General features: G+C 68.3%; 11 protein-coding genes. 2 read left to right on the forward strand and 9 right to left on the reverse strand.

Features of this window, described 5'->3' with window-relative positions:
• Together AB0H00_RS02020 and AB0H00_RS02025 are read right to left on the reverse strand one after the other, a co-directional pair.
• A complete protein-coding gene (locus AB0H00_RS02020; protein WP_357259304.1) occupies positions 1–1,311 on the reverse strand; it encodes an Hsp70 family protein in 1,311 nt (436 codons plus the stop codon).
• A 150-nt stretch (positions 1,312–1,461) separates the two neighbouring features.
• A complete protein-coding gene (locus AB0H00_RS02025) occupies positions 1,462–2,784 on the reverse strand; it encodes a UDP-glucose/GDP-mannose dehydrogenase family protein (RefSeq protein WP_357259307.1) in 1,323 nt (440 codons plus the stop codon).
• Between the two features lie 143 nt (positions 2,785–2,927).
• Between AB0H00_RS02025 and AB0H00_RS02030 the strand changes: the two genes are divergently transcribed.
• On the forward strand, positions 2,928–3,458 hold the full coding sequence (locus AB0H00_RS02030; RefSeq protein WP_357259309.1) for a YdcF family protein: 531 nt from the start codon (positions 2,928–2,930) through the stop codon (positions 3,456–3,458).
• Between the two features lie 18 nt (positions 3,459–3,476).
• On the opposite strand, the gene AB0H00_RS02035 is transcribed toward AB0H00_RS02030, so the two are convergent.
• Positions 3,477–6,599 (reverse strand): heterodisulfide reductase-related iron-sulfur binding cluster, encoded by a 3,123-nt coding sequence (locus AB0H00_RS02035; protein WP_357259311.1) that lies wholly within the window; start codon positions 6,597–6,599, stop codon positions 3,477–3,479.
• 451 nt (positions 6,600–7,050) lie between these two features.
• Between AB0H00_RS02035 and AB0H00_RS02040 the strand changes: the two genes are divergently transcribed.
• Positions 7,051–7,785, forward strand: a complete 735-nt coding sequence (locus AB0H00_RS02040) for a hypothetical protein (RefSeq protein WP_357259313.1) — start codon at positions 7,051–7,053, stop codon at positions 7,783–7,785.
• Positions 7,786–7,852: 67 nt separating this feature from the next.
• Here the strand turns inward: AB0H00_RS02040 and AB0H00_RS02045 are convergent, their stop codons facing one another.
• The 6 genes from AB0H00_RS02045 to AB0H00_RS02070 form a co-directional block, all read right to left on the reverse strand.
• Entirely contained in the window at positions 7,853–8,740 is an 888-nt protein-coding gene (locus AB0H00_RS02045; RefSeq protein ID WP_357259315.1) for an NRDE family protein, read from the reverse strand.
• Between the two features lie 138 nt (positions 8,741–8,878).
• Positions 8,879–10,207: a S1 family peptidase gene (locus AB0H00_RS02050; protein WP_357259318.1), complete on the reverse strand. Its 1,329-nt coding sequence runs from the start codon at positions 10,205–10,207 to the stop codon at positions 8,879–8,881.
• Positions 10,208–10,318: 111 nt separating this feature from the next.
• Complete coding sequence (locus tag AB0H00_RS02055) at positions 10,319–11,677, reverse strand: S1 family peptidase (protein WP_357259320.1); 1,359 nt, start codon at positions 11,675–11,677, stop codon at positions 10,319–10,321.
• A 164-nt stretch (positions 11,678–11,841) separates the two neighbouring features.
• A complete protein-coding gene (locus AB0H00_RS02060) occupies positions 11,842–12,933 on the reverse strand; it encodes a hypothetical protein (protein ID WP_357259323.1) in 1,092 nt (363 codons plus the stop codon).
• 52 nt (positions 12,934–12,985) lie between these two features.
• On the reverse strand, positions 12,986–15,577 hold the full coding sequence (locus AB0H00_RS02065) for a LuxR C-terminal-related transcriptional regulator (protein WP_357259326.1): 2,592 nt from the start codon (positions 15,575–15,577) through the stop codon (positions 12,986–12,988).
• A complete protein-coding gene (locus AB0H00_RS02070) occupies positions 15,570–17,348 on the reverse strand; it encodes an Hsp70 family protein (RefSeq protein ID WP_357259329.1) in 1,779 nt (592 codons plus the stop codon). Before AB0H00_RS02070 ends, AB0H00_RS02065 begins: the two co-directional genes overlap by 8 nt.
• Positions 17,349–17,598: the final 250 nt, after the last annotated feature.

Raw genomic sequence — 17,598 nt, forward strand, 5'->3', positions numbered from 1 at the left:
TCAGCGCGGAGGCGGCGGTGGGAAAGGGAAGATCTCCGTCGGAATCGTGGGGACCACAATCGGCGGAAGACCAGGCACCACGATGGTGTTCGGGCCGGGAGTCGGTGGCGCTTCGGTGGTGGTCTGGCGCCGGTTCGGTGGGGGCGCGGCGACCGATTCGTTCGCTGATTCCGCCGTCGTGCCCGGCGCGACCGCGATCTGTGGGTCGAGCACGGTGGTGCGCGGAGCGGTGGTTGGTGACACCGAGGGTGACCCCTCGCTGCTGTGCGAATCACGTTCCAGCACCTGCGGACCGTAGCCGAGCCCGAGCCCGATCGCCGCGATCACGGCGAGTGCGCTTACCGTCAGCACGGCGCCGCTGATCCCGCGTTTGCCGGTTGCGGCAGGTGCGGATAACCACGCAGGCGACAGTTCGTCGTCGCCGAGCGCCGGGCTCGCGGCGGGGGTCTCCTTGCGGACCGGCCGGGCCAACAGCGCGGCGCCACGGGCCATCACGGTCTCGGGGCTGTCCGGGACGATGACGGGCACGCCCATCCAGCGTTCGAGAACCTTGGCGACTAGTGGGATTCGGGCACAGCCGCCGATGGCGAGCACCCCGTGCACGGGACGGTCCGAGCGCACGATCGCGTCCCGGGTCATCCGCGCCGATGATTCGATCGCCAGCATGATCAGCGACTCGAAGTTCTCCTGCGCCAGGAGCACCAAGCCCTGCTCACTGGGCAGCGCGACCGCGGTGTTGGAGGTCAGCTGCTCTTTGGCTTCCCGGCACAGCGCGTCCAGGGCGGCGAGACCGGCGGCGTTCGGCGGGTGTGCGATCCGGCCCGATGCGATCTGCTGTTCCCTGATCAGGGAATCGAGGTAGTCGCCGCTGATGTCGCTGGTGCGTTCGCTGTGGCGGACCTCGCGGGTCTGAGTGTCGACCACGCTCACCGACAGGCCCGAGCTGCCGAGGTCGTAGACCACGAGCGACGAGATGCCACGGATGTCGCCGGTGGACTGCGCGAACTCCAATGCCGCGACGATCTCCGGAACGAGTTCGTAGTTGGTCAGCTGCTGACGCGCCATCGCTGCGCGGATCGCGTGGGCATGTTGCTCACTGCGGTAGGCGATCGCGGTAGCGCCGATACCCTGGGTGGCTTCCAGCGTGACCCCGATGGCTTCGGCCGCCAACTCTTCCACACTCTGGTCGGCCACCGGAATGCTCTGCAGGTCGAATGAATGCGACGCGACATGCCCATGGGGGTTCCCGGCGTGTGGCCGCGCCATACGGACAGCGCCGGCCCCCACCGAAACTCCCAGTACCGAACTCATCCAGCTGCCCATCTCGTTCATGCGTCACGACATGCGAGCCTGCGCCGTCCGTTCGGCGGAGGTCCGCTGGACGGACCCTACCGTCGACGATCAGCTGTGCTAGAGGCAGGACTGGTCATACGGCCAGTAGTCCCACCTTGTCTCGCAACTCTACGGTGTGCCGAGTCCCGCGTACACCCATCCGGCGGCTCTCCAGGTGGCACGATTGAGACAGTTCCGGCCGTCGATGATGTTGCGGGCTCGCACTACTCGGTCGAGGTTCTCCGGACGCAGTGCCATGAACTCGTTCCACTCGGTGAGGACCAGCACCACGTCGGCGCGTTCGCACGCCTCGGTGATCGAGGTCGCGTAGTTCAGGGTCGGGAACACCCGCCGCGAATTCTCCACTGCCTTCGGGTCGTAGACGGTCACCACCGCGCCGTGCAGCTGGATCATGCCCGCCACGTTCAGCGCGGGCGAGTCGCGGACGTCGTCGGATTCCGGCTTGAACGCCGCGCCGAGCACCGCGACGTTGGCGCCGAGCAGTGAGCCGCCGCAGGCGCGGGCGGCCATGTCCACCACCTTGGTACGGCGGCGCATATTGATGTTGTCCACCTCGCGCAGAAAGGCCACAGCGTGGTCGGCGCCCAGTTCCCCGGAGCGGGCCATGAACGCGCGGATGTCCTTCGGCAGACAGCCGCCGCCGAATCCCAAGCCCGCGTTGAGGAAACGGCGGCCGATGCGTGCGTCGTAGCCGAGGGCATCGGCCAGCATCGTCACGTCGGCGCCGGTTGCCTCGCACACTTCCGACACCGCATTGATGAACGAAATCTTCGTAGCCAGAAAGGCGTTGGCGGAAACCTTGACCAATTCGGCTGTGGCCAAATCGGTCAGCAGAAACGGAATCTCGGCGGCGATCAGGTCGACGTAGATCTCGCGGACCCTCTCCTCGACCCATCCAGCGGCGTCGCGGCCGTGGTCGACGCCGACTACCAGCCGGTCCGGGCGCAGAGTGTCCTTGACCGCGAAGCCCTCGCGCAGGAATTCCGGATTCCACGCCACCTCGACCTCGGTCGCACTCAACGCGCGGGCGCGGGCGCCGAGTGCTACGGCCGTGCCGACCGGCACCGTCGATTTGCCGACGATCACCGATGGACGCTCCAGAATCGGGGCGAGCGAGTCCACCACAGCGTGTACGTACTTCAGGTCGGCGGCGTACTCGCCCTTCTTCTGCGGGGTACCGACGCCGAGAAAATGCACTTCGGCGTGCGCGGCCGCCTCGGCGTAGGAGGTGGTGAACCGCAGCGTGCCCGCGTCGAGGTTGCGTCGCAGCACCTCCTCCAGGCCCGGCTCGTAGAACGGCACTACCCCGTCGGATAGCTTCGCGACCTTGCCAGGGTCCACGTCCACCCCGATGACGTCATGCCCGAGTTCGGCCATGCATGCCGCATGCGTAGCCCCGAGATACCCGGTTCCGAAGACTGTGCATCGCATGATCGATTGGTAAACCCCGCCGGTAGCCGCACCACGTCACCGGGGCAAGGGTCCGGGCAACAGCAGATGTACAGGCGGCGACGTGGGTCGGCGAAACGGCTTGACCTGCGAAATCGTTCCGCCGCCCGGCTAGCATCGGCGTGGTGCGACGACATCATCGGTGGAGCTGGCCCCTGCTCGTCGTGGTCGTCGTTGCCGTAGTGGCGCTGTGGCCGGTCTACGTGCGCCCGCACACCGACACGCCCGTCCCGGCGGACGCCATTCTCGTCCTGGGCGGCGCGCACGACGGGCGCGAACAACTGGGCCTCCGCCTGGCGCGCGAGGGGTACGCACCGCGCGTGCTGTTCTCCAATCCCTATGAGAACAGCGCGCTGGTGAACCGGATCTGTCACGGCGGCTACAGCTTCGAGGTCACCTGCTTCGACCCGTCCCCGCGGACCACCCGCGGCGAGGGGCGCGAACTCGCCCGCCTCGCCCGCGCCGACAACTGGCACCGCGTCATCGTCGTCACCTTCACCCCGCATATTTCCCGAGCTCGCTACATCATCGAAAAGTGCTGGGATGGAGAACTTCTCTTCGCCGACCCCGAACCGCACCTCTCGGCCCTTCGTTGGGGATACGACTACGTCTACCAGTCGGTGGGTTACATCAAAGCCTTCTTCGAGGACTGTTAGTCCGACGCGCTTCCGCACTCAGTTCTTTCGGCCAGGCGCCTTGGCGCCGGACTTGAAGCCGAGGCCACCCGGTTTGGCGGTGGGCGGCGCGACCTCGGGTGCGCCGTTTCCGGTGGTTGCGTTGGTGGGCCGCTCGGGCTCGGAGGCGGATTCGGCCGGACCCGCTGGGATTTCCGTAGCGGGCACTTCCTCCGGCTCGGCCGGCTCGGCAGCTGGCGCCTTGACAACGGGTGCCTTGGCGCCGGGGCGCTTGAAACCGGACTTCATGGCCAGCCCTTTGGCGGGCACCGTCGGCTTGGTTTCGGTCGGAGCCGCCGACTGGGCCGGAGCCGCCGTGGCGTCGGAACCCTCGGCCGGTGTGATATCAGCAGGAGTCTCGGCTGCGGGAGCCGGCGTCTTCCCGCCAGGCGCCTTGGCCGCACCCTTCTTGGCGAGTCCGGGCGCCTTGGCACCACCCTTCATACCCAGACCTTTGACCGGCGGGGCAGCGGGGCCCTCGGCCGCAGGCGATTCGACCGACTCCGCAGCGGGCGCCGCCGGAGCCTTGGCACCGGGGGCCTTGGCGGCGCCCTTCATGCCAAGGCCCCCGGGGGCTTTCGCCGGGCCCTTCATGGCCAGGCCCTTGGCTGGCGCGGCGGGTGCCGATGCGGGCTCGGTCGCCGCGGGTTCGGTGGTGGGGGTTTTGGTGCCGGGGGCCTTGGCGGCGCCCTTCATGCCGAGGCCCCCGGGGGCTTTCGCCGGGCCCTTCATGGCCAGGCCCTTGGCCGGTGCGGCGGGTGCCGATGCGGGCTCGGTCGTCGCGGGTTCGGTGGTGGGTGTCTCGGCGGCCGGGGCAGGCTCCGGTTCGGGCTCGGGTTCCGTCGCGGGTGCCTTCGGCTCCTGGATGACGGTGAGGTTCTCGGTCAGCTTCGCGGGCTCGGCGCGTTCGATAGCGTCCAGCATCAGCTGGGCGACGTCGACGACCTCGACGCCTTCGCCTTCGCCCTTCTCCTGGCGCGCGGTGACGCCGTCGGTGAGCATCACGCGGCAGAACGGGCATCCGGTCGCGATCTTCGACGCCGTGGAGCTTCCGGAGCGGCCATCGGACGCGGTGAGCGTGTCCAATGCCTCGTCCACCCGATCGATATTGATGCGCTTGCCGAGTTGCTCTTCCATCCACATCCGCGCGCCACCGGCACCACAGCACATGGACCGTTCGCCGTGCCGAGGCATCTCCACCAGGTTCGAGCCGGACGCGGCCATCAGCTCACGGGGCGCGTTGTAGATCTTATTGTGCCTGCCCAGGTAGCAAGGGTCGTGATAGGTGACGTTCTGCGACACCGAGGCCACAGGGATCAGCTGCTTCTGGCGCACGAGGCGGTTGAGCAGCTGAGTGTGGTGCACGACCTCGTAGCTGCCGCCGACCTGCGGGTACTCGTTGTTGAGCGCGTTGAAGCAGTGCGCGCAGGTGACGACAATCTTCTTCTTGCGGTCCTCGACGCCCTCGAACACCGAGTCGAGCAGTTCGATATTCTGCTGCGCCAGCTGCTGGAACAGGAACTCGTTGCCCGCGCGGCGCGCCGAGTCGCCCGTGCAGGTCTCGTCGGCGCCGAGCACCATGAACTTCACACCGGCGGTGGCTAGCAACTCGGCGACAGCTTTGGTGGTCTTCTTGGCGCGGTCTTCGTAGGCGCCCGCGCAGCCGACCCAGAACAAGTAGTCGTAGCCGTCGAAGCTGTCGGCATCCTGACCGAAGACCGGGATCCGGAAGTCCAGGTCGTTGATCCAGTTGAGCCGGTCCTTGGAGTTCTGACCCCAGGGGTTGCCCTTGTTCTCCAGGTTCTTGAACAGACCCGCGAGCTCGGACGGGAACTCCGACTCGATCAGCACCTGGTAGCGACGCATGTCGATGATGTGGTCGACGTGCTCGATGTCCACTGGGCACTGCTCGACGCACGCACCACAGGTGGTGCAGCTCCACAGCACCTCGGGATCGATGATGCCGTTGATGTCTTCGCCGCCGACCAGCGGACGCTCGGCCTCGGCCTTCGCTGCCTCGGAGATCTTGGCGAGCTCGACCTCGTTCGGCTTGCCGTCTGCATCGACCAGGCCGATCTCGTCGCCGCCCATGTCTTTGCGGCCGCCGGCCAGCAGGTAGGGCGCCTTGGCGTAGCCGTGATCACGCAGCGACATGATCAGCAGCTTGGGTGAGAGCGGCTTGCCGGTGTTCCAGGCCGGACACTGCGACTGGCAGCGACCGCACTCGGTGCAGGTGGTGAAGTCCAGCCAGCCCTTCCAGGAGAAGTCCTCGATCCGGCCGGCACCGAAGGTGTCGGTGTCCGGATCGGCTGTCTCCATGTCGACCGGCTTGCCCTTCGACATCATCGGCTTGGCCGCGCCCAAGGCGACGCCGCCGTCGTCCGCACGTTTGAAGTAGATGTTCGGGAACGCGGAGAACCGGTGCCAGGCCACCCCCCAGGTGACGTTGCGACCGACCAGCAGCAGGAACAGCATGCCGGACATCAGCTTGACGAACGCGAACAGCGCCACCAGCGTCGGGCTTGCGGGCAGCAGTTCGGCCACCCGCATGGTGAAGAAGTCGGTGGCCGCGTGGGAGTGGCCGTAGGCCGCGATCTTGCCCGCCTTCACGAAGATCATGCCGAGGCCCTCGATCAGCACGATCGCCTCGATCACGTAGGCGGGGCCGAACTTCGAACCGCTGAACCGAGACAGCCGCTCGGGTAGTCGCGGGTGGTTCAGCTGACGCAGGACGATCAGGGTGGTGATGCCGAGCACCGTGCCGATGCCGAGGATCTCGTCCCAGAGGTGGTAGATCGCCCAGTTGCCGATGATCGGCCAGTGGAATTCGGGGTCGAACGTCTGCCCGTATGCCTCGAACCACAGGATGGCGCCGCCGATGAAGCCGATCATCACGAGCCAGTGCGCCCAGCCGACGGTGCGGAATTTGTTCATGCGCGTATGCGCGAGGAACTCCACGATCATCTGCTTGAACCGGGGGAAGAACGGCCGCCAGCGATCCGGCGCGGGCTGTCCGACCATGATGGCGCGCACGATATTGCGGACGCCGCCGATGAACGACGCCCAACACAGGAGGCTGAGCGTCGCCCCAATCGTGCCCAGCGTCACTGTCAGGGCATTCATGTCGCGACCTTTCTTTCGAGGCAACACGAGCGAGGGCGGTTCTGGCGCCACCCCGTTGGCTCGTATCCTAACCGGCGGTAAGTTACCCATCGGTAATAACCGGTGTCCATCGTAGTATCGGCCTTTGAGCTGTAGCCCATGGGGCGGGGCTTGACCCGCGATGCGCCTGTGATCAACATCACGGTTTGTCGATTTGGGCGAGCGCTCAGGTGATAACTACCGTAAACGCCGCGGGATGGGGCCAATCGGTGAGGATTGGCTTAGTCCCCATACCTGATAAGGGATCTCGCTTAAAACACGGCGTTCTATTAGGCTCACGACGTTCTGTTTGCTGTGCCTATCTGCACGTTGCTCGGGGAGGATCCGGAGTGCCACCGGATTTGATGAGAAAAGAGCTCGCGCGTGCGGATCCGCTGGTAAACGACGACCTGATGCATGGATTGGAAACTGAATGAAACTCCGCAGAACCACCGCGGCCGCCGCGATGGTCATCGGCGCGATGACCATCGGCCTGGGGACCGCACATGCCGACGAGCCGGCGGCTACACCTGACCAGGCCATCCGGTACTCGGTCAAGCTGGTGGACAAGACCGTCGTGACGACGCTCAAGGGGGGCACGTTCGAACTCGCGAAGTCCTCCGAGGACGTCAAGGAGGACGACGTCTACAAGATCAAGGACGGACAGGGCAACGCGGTTCTGACGCTCCCGATCGCCTTCCGGGTCGCCGAGACCCTCGTCCCGGTGAAGCCGGTAGTCAAGGACGACGCCACGGTGCTCGAGCTGACACCTGAGCAGGGGGTCACCGTCCCCAAGGACAAGCCGATCAACGCCGTCAACGTCGTCGCGCAGCCGATCGCCTCGCCGCTCGAGAACTCGCGCGCGCAGAACGAGTTCGCCAGCCAGTTCGGCATCGCCACCGCCGTGGGCGGCTTCCTCGGCACCGCTGTCGGTGTCGTCTTGGGCGGCGTGATCGGCTGCATCCTCGGCCTGCCGTTCCTCGGTGTCGGCTGCATCCCCGCCGCTATCGCGGGCGCAGGCATCGGTGGCATCCTCGGCACTGTGGCCGTCGGTGGTCCCGCGCTCGCTGTTGCGGGCATGGACCTGCTCAACACTATGCAGGCGCCGGACGGCACTACGAAGTGGGCGGAAGGGAACTATTCGGCGACGGCGGTCGCTCCGAAGTAATCCGCTCGAACGCTTCTCGCTCGATCAGCACGCGGCCCGCTCTCTCCGGAGAGTGGGCCGCGGGTCGTTATCCGGGTAGGTCGAGCGTGCCACGGAAGGAAACCTCGCCGATCTCGCGGCCGAGCCTGCCGAAGGAGCGTTCGGCCATCGAGAACGTTCCGTCCTCTCGCACGAGCAGCACCGTGCTGGCCCTGGTGCCGTGCAGGGTGTGTCCGAGGAACCTGGCCGACAGCGTCCGCTCGATCTCCTGGGGAACCCCGGTGTGCGGCAGGTGGTCGTCCGGGGCCTCGGTGCGGTCGGCGAGCACTGCGAAATAGCGCTCCACCGCATCGGGATCGGATTGCGCGAGCTGTCGCAGTTCGGTCAGCCCCGCGCGCACCTTGGGCCAGATGGGTTGGGGCGCGGTCGGATCCGGGTCCCCCTCCGCCAAACCCGCGGAGCTGACGAACGTGCCGTTGGAGAGCCCGTGGAAGCCTGGAACGAGTTCCCTGGGACGGGCGGCGCCGCGGTTGGAGTGCCACCACAGCGTCTCCAGATCGGAGACCACCACGTTGTAGCCGTTGTAGTCGTCGGGCGCGGCCGCGAGGTCGAGCACATACTTCTCCGGCCCGGGAAAGGCTCCGGCCGGATGACGGTCGGAGGCGCCGCGCAGGAAGTCCATCAGCAGCGCGCCACGGGAACGGGCGTCAGCGCGTTCGTCGTTCGCATTGCGCACGTTCGTCACTGTGGCGAATCGGCTGTGGCCGTGTGGCCGCGTGGTGAGCCCGAGCCAGGTGCCGGGAGGATCGCCCTCGCCCCTGCTCTCGGCGCCGGTGTCGCGCCCGGCGAGCAGCCCGGGCACCTCCGGCCACCACCGCATGGACTCGGCAGGCCGGGTGTAGTACTCATCCCGGTTAGCGGCCACGATCAACCGGTAGTCCGGATGGGCGCGCCAGCCGATCAACACCAAACACATGCAGTCAGAATGCCGGAACAGAGCGGGGCCACGCGCCGGATACCCGGCCGGAGGCCGCGCAAGGGCAGGGATAAAAGGGGCTGGGGACAGCGAAAAGGCCGACAGCGCAAGGCTGTCGGCCTTTTCGTCTTCTGCTGGTCAGTTGGTGCGGACGCGAAGCCCCGGGTTGTCGGAGAGCACCACGTGCACCGGCTGCGCGAACAGCTGCGGCACGTTGCCGGTGAGGGCGCCGATCAGGTTCGGGATCTCGCACACGGGGTAGTCGGCGACCGAGGAGGCGCTGGAGATGCCGAGCGCCAGCCGGCCGGTCACGATCGGGCCGCCACTGTCGCCGGGCAGCGCGCAGATGTTGGCCGAGAAGCTCTGGGTGAGCTCACGCTCGCCGACCTGCACGGTCTGATCGACCGCGTTGACAACGCCGCAGCTGAAGCCGGTGCGCGCACCGGATTTGCAGACCGGAGCGCCGACGACCGGGGTCGCCACGCCGTCGACCGCGATCGGGGCCGCGCCGGGCGCCCGAACGCCGTTGTTGGCGAAGCGATCCCTGGTCTGGTCGTTGATCCGCACAATCGAGTAGTCCTGCGCGCCGAGCACCGACTTCTGGAACACGCCGAGCTGCGCGCCGAGCCGGTCGCCGTTCAGCTCGTAGACGCCCGCGGCGTTGCCGCTGCCCGCCGACGCGATGTCGGGGTTGCAGTGGCCCGCGGTGATATTCACCGTATTGCCGTTGCGGTCGGTGCCGTTGAAGCCGAGCGAGCAGCGCAGCGAGCTGCGTCCGGAGACCGAGGCGAAGCCGTCGCCGCCCGCGAGGGCGCCGCGCTGCGTCTCACCGGCGATGTCGCCGGCCTGCAGAGTGCTTTCCTCACCCGCCACCGGCGGGGCCATCACGATGATCCGCGCCGGATCGATGAAGTTCGGCATCGGCAAGCCCGCCTGGTCGACGCGCACCGCGATGGAGTTGTTGACGGTGTCGATCACCGCGCCACGTACCAGCGACCGCACCGCCTCTGGTTGGCCCTCCAGCCACCGCTCGAACGCGCTCTTCTCGCCACGCAGCGAGGCCTCGCTCTTGGCGACATTGTGCACCTCGAACCCGGCCGACTCCGCGGCCTTCTTGGCCTCGTCGGCGCCCGGCCCCTGGGCCAGTGCCACGACCGCCCTGCCGGCCTCGTCGAGCCAGGAGCCTGCGAACACGGCCGGGTATTGCCGCTGCGCGTTGGTGGCGAACGCCGCCACCTGCTGCGCGACATCCGCACGGTGCAAATACTCGTCGGGCGAGATCTTCAGATCGCGAGTCACCGCGGCCACCAGTTCGGCGGGCAGGTTCGGTGCCTGGTCGGGTTCCGCCGTCGCCACTGCCGCCGTGGGGCCGAACAGCAGGATCGCCGCCGAGGCGGCGATCACTGTTTTTCGGATTCCGGTCTGTCGCGCAGCCGATCGGAGAGGACCTATACGTGGCAGGAGCATGTCCAGACTATATGGGCTCGAGCGCGGTATGCCTACTCATCGAGGAAAGCCGGTTGGTTCGATAGCCGATCAACCGGTCGCATGTCGGCCGCCACAATCTTTTCGGGCAGCTCACCCGGCGTTCGCGCGGGTGCGCACGGTGATGCCGCTGCCGAGCCCGCCGCCGGAAGAGGCGTCGATATCGGCCAGGATCGGCCGGATCGGAATGCCCAGCGAAGCCGTGCCGCCATACTGCGCGAGCGCGACATTGGCCTCGTTGCAGTTCGGCGCGTCCGCGGCGTTGGAACCACTGGTGATGCCGAGCGCCAGCGTGCCGGACACGATCGCGCCCCCGCTGTCACCGCCGAGCGTGCACGCCGAGTTGGCGAAGCCGCGCACGATCTTGCTCTCGCCCTCCGCGGTGTACAGCTGGGTCTCCACTCGGTCGGCCACGACGAAGCCACAGGTGAAGGTGGACGACTGGCCCGACTTGCAGACCGGGGCGCCGGTGATCGGTTCGGCGGTGCCTGTGATGGACAGCGTGGTGCCGTTGGCGGCGCGCACCGAGGGCTGGTCCATGCCCGCTCGCACCGCGCGGTCATTCAGCTTGATCACCGAGTAGTCCAGCGCGGTCTGGCCACCGAGGGTCGCTCGCACGAAGGTGCCCAGTTCGGGGCTGGAAGGTATGTCTCGGACATCGGGCAGGTAGACCGTAGCCTCCTGGTTTCCCTTACTCAGATTCGGATCACAATGGCCCGCACTGATATTCAACGCATTGCCTGCCGCGTCGACGCTGTTGAATCCGAACGAGCAGACGTCGACGCCCTTCAGCGAGGTGTCCTTCAGCGAGATCGGAGCGCTGATGTAGGTGTCGCCGCCCATCGGCCGTCGCTCGACCGGACCTCCGCCGTTCGGTGACAGGATCACCTTGATGTTGGCGAGCAGGGTGGGCAGATTGAGCATGTGGCCCGCGGCTGTGTTAGCGACGCTGAGCACCAGCTGGCTGTTCAGGAAGTCGATGGCAACGGAGTTGATCCCCTGCGAAATCTCCCGCGGCAGGCCGGTGATCCACTGATTGAGCTGGATCAGCGAGCCCTCCAGACTGTCCGCGGAAACCGGGGCCAGTCTGGTCTGGTAGCCATCGGCGGCGGCGACATGGGCGGCGTCCAGCGAGGTGACCGCGACGACCGGCTTGCCGTCGGCACCGATCCAGGCACCCGCGTAGGCATCCGGTCGCTCCGAGCGGAAGTCGCGCGCGTAATCACGCAACTGTTGGGCGCGCGCCGCGCGGTCCAGGTACTCCGTCGGGGTCATCTTCAGATCGCGCGCGATGGCCTGCACCAGTTCCGGTGGCAGGGTGTCCGCTTCGAGCTGCGCGGGAGCCTCGGGCGCCGCCGAGGCGGTTGCCGTACCGAACAAGGGAGCCAGGAGAACGGTCGAGGCGATGGCGACAGCTTTGACCGCGGCGCGACGCGCCACCAACTTGCGCATGAAGTCCCTTCGTCGGCACGCACGTGCCAGCTAAATCCGTGGCCACAGGCGGAATCCGTTGGCACACAGCCGTCGTCCAGCAACAGACCTGTTGTTCGAAATTCCTCCGACAACACCGGTCAGCGGATCACTCTAGGGCACAAACCCGGGAAGGACGCTACCAATCACCGACTACCAGGTATCCAGCCGGGGAAGGTCGGAATGGGCTGCATCGGCGGGTAGAAGGGGTTTGTCATGGTCGTCCGCGTCTGTGTGGGCCGTGTAGTGGTGGTCGGCGCCGTGGTCGGCGGCTCGGTGGTCGGCGGCGGGGGCGTAGTGGTCTCCGGGGTTGTGGTCTCCGTGATCACCGGAGGCTCGGGCGACGGAGTGGTGACGGGCACCGTGGGGAACTCGACCGGCGGCGCGGGCGGAGTGAGGCTCACCGACGACTGCTCGGACTTGGCGTCGCGTAGCGGCGGCACCGGCGTCTCACCGTCGTCACGGAACAGCGCGGCCACGGCGATACCGCCTAGCATGAGCCCGATCGCCGCGGCCGCGGCGATCAGTAGCGGCGTTCGTTTGCGGTTCTTCGCGGGAGTGGTTGCCGCTATGGGCTTTTCGGGTGCGGACGGTTCGGTCGCCGCGACCGGCGCCGCGATCGGAATGGCCGCGGAGTATGCCTGTGGCTGGGCGGGGGGAATCGCCGGGATGACAATGGTGTCCAACAGCGAGTTCTCGGCGGTGGACGGGTCCGGCGGGGTAGCACCCGCCGGCGTCGCCAGCACAGCCGCCAACGCCGCCCGCGCCGCGTCGTAGGCGAACGAGCCGCCGTTCGCGCCGGTTCCGGCGCTGGGCAGGTCGCCCTCGCTCACCAGCAGCACCGAGCGGAGACCGAGATAGTCCAGTGCCTCGCGCAGCGAGCGAACATGCTCGGCGGGCCAGTCCCCAGGATGCGTCGCGTAGAACTCCGCAGGACCGTTGAGATGCTCAGCGGCCAGATTGATCAGGCAGAACAACGCGGTCGCGACCAGATCTTCGGCGCGGTAGGCCTCGCCGTCGTCGACCGAGATGCCCTCGGGATCGCCGACGGCGGGGACGAAGCCGGTGATCGAATGGGAATGCCCCGCGGGTACCGGTCCGCCGAGCACGGCGTCACCGTCCTCGGACATATGCAAGGCCGACTCGCGGACGATGTACTGCGGCTCCTCGTCGCCGTCGGTGACGATTACCGCCGTGCACTCGTCCTCGGCGATGCGCAGGCCCACCCCAGTGGCCATCCTCAGTACCTCGCTTCGGCTTTCCCGTCCCGCGGTCACGGAACCGCAAAGGTTACACCAGCAGTGAACCGTGTCCCATGGCGCGCAGCATCGACAACAATTCCGAACGTGAGCCGGCACCGATTCGGCGTCGGATGCGGGCGACATGGTGCTCGACCGTCTTGGCCGAAATGTACAGCCGAGCTCCGATCTCCCGGTAGGTCAGTCCGAGCAGCACCAGTTCCGCCACTTCGCGTTCGCGTTCGCTGAGGATTGCGGCCGGTGCCTGCGCAGGAGCCGCTGGCGTTGCCTGCCCCCCTTCGCGTGCGGCGGGCGCGGGCGGCCGGGCCTGCGGTTCCTGCGGCCGGGCGTCGGCGCGGACCGTGCGTGCCAGTTTGAGCAGTGCGGTCGCTGTCGCGGAGTCGGGCGCGGCGAGTGCCGCCTCGCTGGCCAGCCGAGCGCCGTCCCAGGTCATGCCGATCGCGGTGAGTGCGGCGACGGCGGCATGAACCGGTGCGGCGGCGACCTGACCGCGCAGCACCAGCACCCAGGTGCGGCCCGCGTCCGCGAGCACCGCGGCATGCCGGTCACCTGCTTCGGCCGCCGCCTTCAGCGCATGCGCGTGTGGCAGCAACTCCTCGGGGCTTTCGTGGGCGATCGCGGCCTGCACGCCGTACCAGTGGAAGGCGTTGGACCAGGCCGGTGGCTCATCCAGGCGACGAAGCAGTGCCAGCGCGGCATCTACCAGCGGCGCGATGCGGCGCTCGTCGCGCAGGCGGATGCCCGCCAGCCACAGCTCGCCGATCGGCAGCACCGAAAGCAGATCTGCCTGCACGTCGTCGAACAATGGATAGGCCGCCTGCCACGCGCGGGTCAGCGCGGTGTGGTCGCCGCTGCGTCGGGCGAGGCCCACCACGACGCCGTGTGCGAGCAGCCGGTCGCGGACGTCGAGGGAGTCGTAGTCCAGCGCGGCCACGATGGCAGCGGCGGCGCGCTCGTCGCCGCCGAGCATCGCCGTCCATGCCGAAAGCACGTCGAGCTGATGGCACCGCAATCCGCTGGCCGCGGCGCGCCGCAATGCGTCTCCTGCGCGGCGCGGCTCACCGGTGCCGAGTGAGAGCAGCGTGGCGATCGACACCGCCGTGCACGGCAGGAAGCGGTCGACGCCAGCGTCGGCGTGCGCGGCCTGCACCAGTGCGGATACCGCTGCGGCCGTACCGTTCGCACGCTCGTCGATAGAGTCGGCCAGTGCGGTCGCGATCAGCCTGGCGTGCCCGTCGGCGGTCGGTGGCCACCGCGTCGATGACGCGGACAACTCCGCAGCCCCCGCCGCGTCACCCGACAGATACAGCACGGTGGCGCCGACCGCCCAGTCCAGGCCCACCCGGTCTGCACCGAGCCAGGAGTACAACTGCGCCGCGCGGCCGACCATGCCATGACGGGTCAGCACCGCAGCACAGATCCGCACGGCCGTAGCGAGCTCCGCGCTGGTGCCGCCCGGCCGCGCGAGCATCGGTTCGGCCAGGCGCATGGCCGTCGCACCGTCGCCGGTGCGCGCGGCCGCCTCTGCCCAGCGCAGCGCGATCGAATCGAGGTCGGCGCCGCTCGCCGCCGCGGCGGCGTAGTAACGGACCGCCTCGCGACCGGCCTTCTCCGCCGCGGCGGTCAGGAATTCGGCGAGGCGCGGGTCGCGGACGCCGGATTCGGCGAGCTGCAGGGCGGTGTGGTCGCGCAGGAGGCCGGCGTCCAGCCGGGCGTCGAGCAACCTGCGCTGCACCGCGACGAACCTGCGATCGCCGAGCAGCGTGCGCAGCGGGCCGACGGCCGGTTCGAGCAGCAGGTCGGCATCCGTCACCAGCGCGCACGCTCTGGCACGGTCGATGAGAGCCTGGGCGGCCGCGGGCTCCACGTCGAGTACTTCGGCGAGCTCGCCGGAGTCGAGTCCCGTCCCGGTGGTGGCGACAACGAGGGTTTCCAGCAGGTCGGGCTCGAGGTCGTCCAGCAGTGCGCGCGCCCATGCGGTGACGGCGGTGTCGACGACGCCGATGCCCGCGTCCAGCCGAGTCGAGCAAGCGGCGGTCAGCGCGGCGACCACGCCGCCACGGATACCCGCCGTCTGCAAGTGGATGTGCTGGGCGACCTGGTGCGGAACCATCATGCCGAGTTCTTTGGCGAACGGCGCCATGTCGGCCACGCCGAGCGGGCGTAGATCGATGACGCGTCCGCGGCGCGCGGCCGCGTCGACGAGCATCCGCAACCGCGGGTCGTGTGGGCGCGGCTGCGCCGCCACAACCACCGTGCAGCGGCCGGATTCGATCACGGAGCAGAGATATTCGAGGTCGAAGCGGCCAAGGGTATGCGCGTTGTCGATGATCAAGGCCGGTCGCGTGGCGGCGTCGGTCGCCACGCCCGCTCCGGTCGCGCTGTGCGTCTGCGCCATCGCGGACGAACCGTTGCGCGCGTGCGCGTGCTGGAGTGCGGCGGTGTCGTCCCGCAGCGGGACGACATCGGCGCGCAGGCGGGCCCGGATCTCCGTGAGCAGTGTGGACTTACCGGTTTGCGAGCGGCCGCGGATGAGATAGACCAGCGGCTGCCGATCGGTGGAGTCCAGCTCCCGGAAGATCTCACGCGCGCACGGCAGGGTGTCGAGGGCGGTATCAGCCACCTGAGCCTCCGAAAATCTGGCCGGGAGCGCGTAGCACGGTGCCGACGGTGTCGCCGACGCCGTCGATGGTGTCGTTCAGTACCCCGGTCGGCAGGCTCGGCGCCGGACGCTGCGGCAGCGGCGCGGGCTGGGTTATATCCGGTGCCGGTGCCGGTGCCGGTGCCGGTGGGGGGGACGGCTGTGGTTGCGGAGCCGGTTGCGACGCACCCGGCTCCGCGGACGCAGGCCGGCCAGGGGCCTGCTCGCTGTTCACTACGGCGACCGTGGTGCCCTGGGCCGCGGACGAGGGGGCACCGGCCTCGGTGGCCTCGGCTTTCGGTCGACCCGCCGAGGTTGTCGCGTCCGGTGCCGCGACGCCCGCTACGGGTACGGACGGTTCGCCCGGCCGCACGACGGTCGTCGCGGCGATCTCCGCCGCACTACCGGTCGTGGGCTGCTCCGTCGAGGCGGGATGGTTCGAGCTGGACTGGATGCCGGTACCGATGGCGACGGTGCCGGTGGCCAGCAGGCCGATGGCGACCGCCGCGCCGGCGACGATGGCGGCGCGCTGCTTGCCGGTGAGCGCACGGCGGCGCGACGGGCCTCCGTCGGGCAGGGGCGGAAGGCCCAGCGCGGGAAGCGCCGTGGTCGGTGGCGCGATCTCGGCGACCGGGGCGGCCACGGGCAGGTATTCCGCCTCGGCGGCAAGCAGGTCGGTGGCTAGCAACGCGGCGCCGCGCGCACCGGTGTGCTCCGGCTCGGGGGCGGCAACCACCGGCAGGCCGAACTCGGACGAGATCAGCTCCGTGACCAAGGGGATCGCACCGCCGCCACCGGTGAGTAGGACGCGGCCGATGTCTCCGATGTCGAGCCCCGCCCGGTGTACCGCGTCGCGAATCAGGTCGATCGAGCTCAGCAGTGGCCCGCGTAGGAGGTCTTCCAGTTCGCCGCGCACCAGCCGCACGTTGCTTCCGTGTGGATCGGCCGGATCCAGCCGCACCGGAACAACCGTCGCGGTATTGATGGAGAGCTCTTCCTTCGCATTTCTGCAGCGCTCGCGCAAAGCCGATAATTCGCGTTCCACCAGGGGGTCGAACGGATCGAAATCATTGACGAGCACGGCGTTTGCCAGGACATAGCGCATGGTCAGCAGATCGAATTGCGCCCCGGCGATGTCCGTGCTGCGCAGTGGTGTACCGAGAAGGCTCGCGTGATCCCCGGTGCGCACCACCGAGACGGTCAGCCCGGATCCACCGAGGTCGTAGACCACCACCGCGCCGTCCGCGAGCGGACCGTGTGCGGCGTCGAGCCAGCGAACCGCGGCGGTCGGTTCGGGAACGAGCGTCACCTCACCCAGTCCGGCCTGGTCGAGGGCGGCGCGCTGGATGTCGACGGTGTGCCGCGACCACGAGGCCGGATGGCAGGCGACCACGGTCTCGGCGACGTAGCGGCCTGCCTCCCAGGTGATCTCCTCGAGCAGGCATCCGATCGCGGTGGCGACCAAGTCGGCCGCGGAATGCGCCGAGCCGTCCTCGGCGAGCATGTCCACCGGGTCGCCGACCCTGGCGAGGAAGCCCTCCAGCAGCACGTCGCTGGAATGGCGACCGGCGGCGCGTGGGCCCGCTCCGAAAGTGGGCGCCGCGTCGGGAGACAGCCGCAACACACTCGGGTGGGTGAGTACCGCACCGCCGCCCGAGAGAATGGTGTCGTCGTCGCTGCCATCCTCCGCTGCCGCCACGGCGACCGAATTCGACGCGCCGACCGTGATGCCGAGCGCCAAGCGCTGTGTCATTCGAAAACCCCGTTCGGAAACCGTCTGATCCGGTGTCACTGCTGTCCAGTCCGATGGTGCGCAGTTCGGTGTTGTCACGCCGACGCAACAGCTCTGTCGGTTGCTGACACTCCGCCGTTACCGGGCGGGGAAAGTTTCGGGATATTCCCCTATTCCTGCGGTCGCCCCTAACGGGTGCGGGGGAACCGGGTGTAGGGGTTCGCCCCGTTTCGGAGTAACGGGCGGTGTCCCTAGCGTGAAATTCATTCCA

Origin of the sequence: Nocardia sp. NPDC023852 (assembly GCF_040639505.1) — a bacterium.
Lineage (GTDB): Bacteria > Actinomycetota > Actinomycetes > Mycobacteriales > Mycobacteriaceae > Nocardia.

Excerpts from the sequence above, each read along its gene's own strand:
- AB0H00_RS02055 (WP_357259320.1), bottom strand. The coding sequence starts at position 11,677 with ATGCGCAAGTTGGTGGCGCGTCGCGCCGCGGTCAAAGCTGTCGCCATC.
- AB0H00_RS02045 (WP_357259315.1), bottom strand. The coding sequence starts at position 8,740 with ATGTGTTTGGTGTTGATCGGCTGGCGCGCCCATCCGGACTACCGGTTG.
- AB0H00_RS02040 (WP_357259313.1), top strand. The coding sequence starts at position 7,051 with ATGAAACTCCGCAGAACCACCGCGGCCGCCGCGATGGTCATCGGCGCG.
- AB0H00_RS02050 (WP_357259318.1), bottom strand. The coding sequence starts at position 10,207 with ATGCTCCTGCCACGTATAGGTCCTCTCCGATCGGCTGCGCGACAGACC.
- AB0H00_RS02060 (WP_357259323.1), bottom strand. The coding sequence starts at position 12,933 with ATGGCCACTGGGGTGGGCCTGCGCATCGCCGAGGACGAGTGCACGGCG.
- AB0H00_RS02025 (WP_357259307.1), bottom strand. The coding sequence starts at position 2,784 with ATGCGATGCACAGTCTTCGGAACCGGGTATCTCGGGGCTACGCATGCG.
- AB0H00_RS02035 (WP_357259311.1), bottom strand. The coding sequence starts at position 6,599 with ATGAATGCCCTGACAGTGACGCTGGGCACGATTGGGGCGACGCTCAGC.
- AB0H00_RS02020 (WP_357259304.1), bottom strand. The coding sequence starts at position 1,311 with ATGAGTTCGGTACTGGGAGTTTCGGTGGGGGCCGGCGCTGTCCGTATG.
- AB0H00_RS02070 (WP_357259329.1), bottom strand. The coding sequence starts at position 17,348 with ATGACACAGCGCTTGGCGCTCGGCATCACGGTCGGCGCGTCGAATTCG.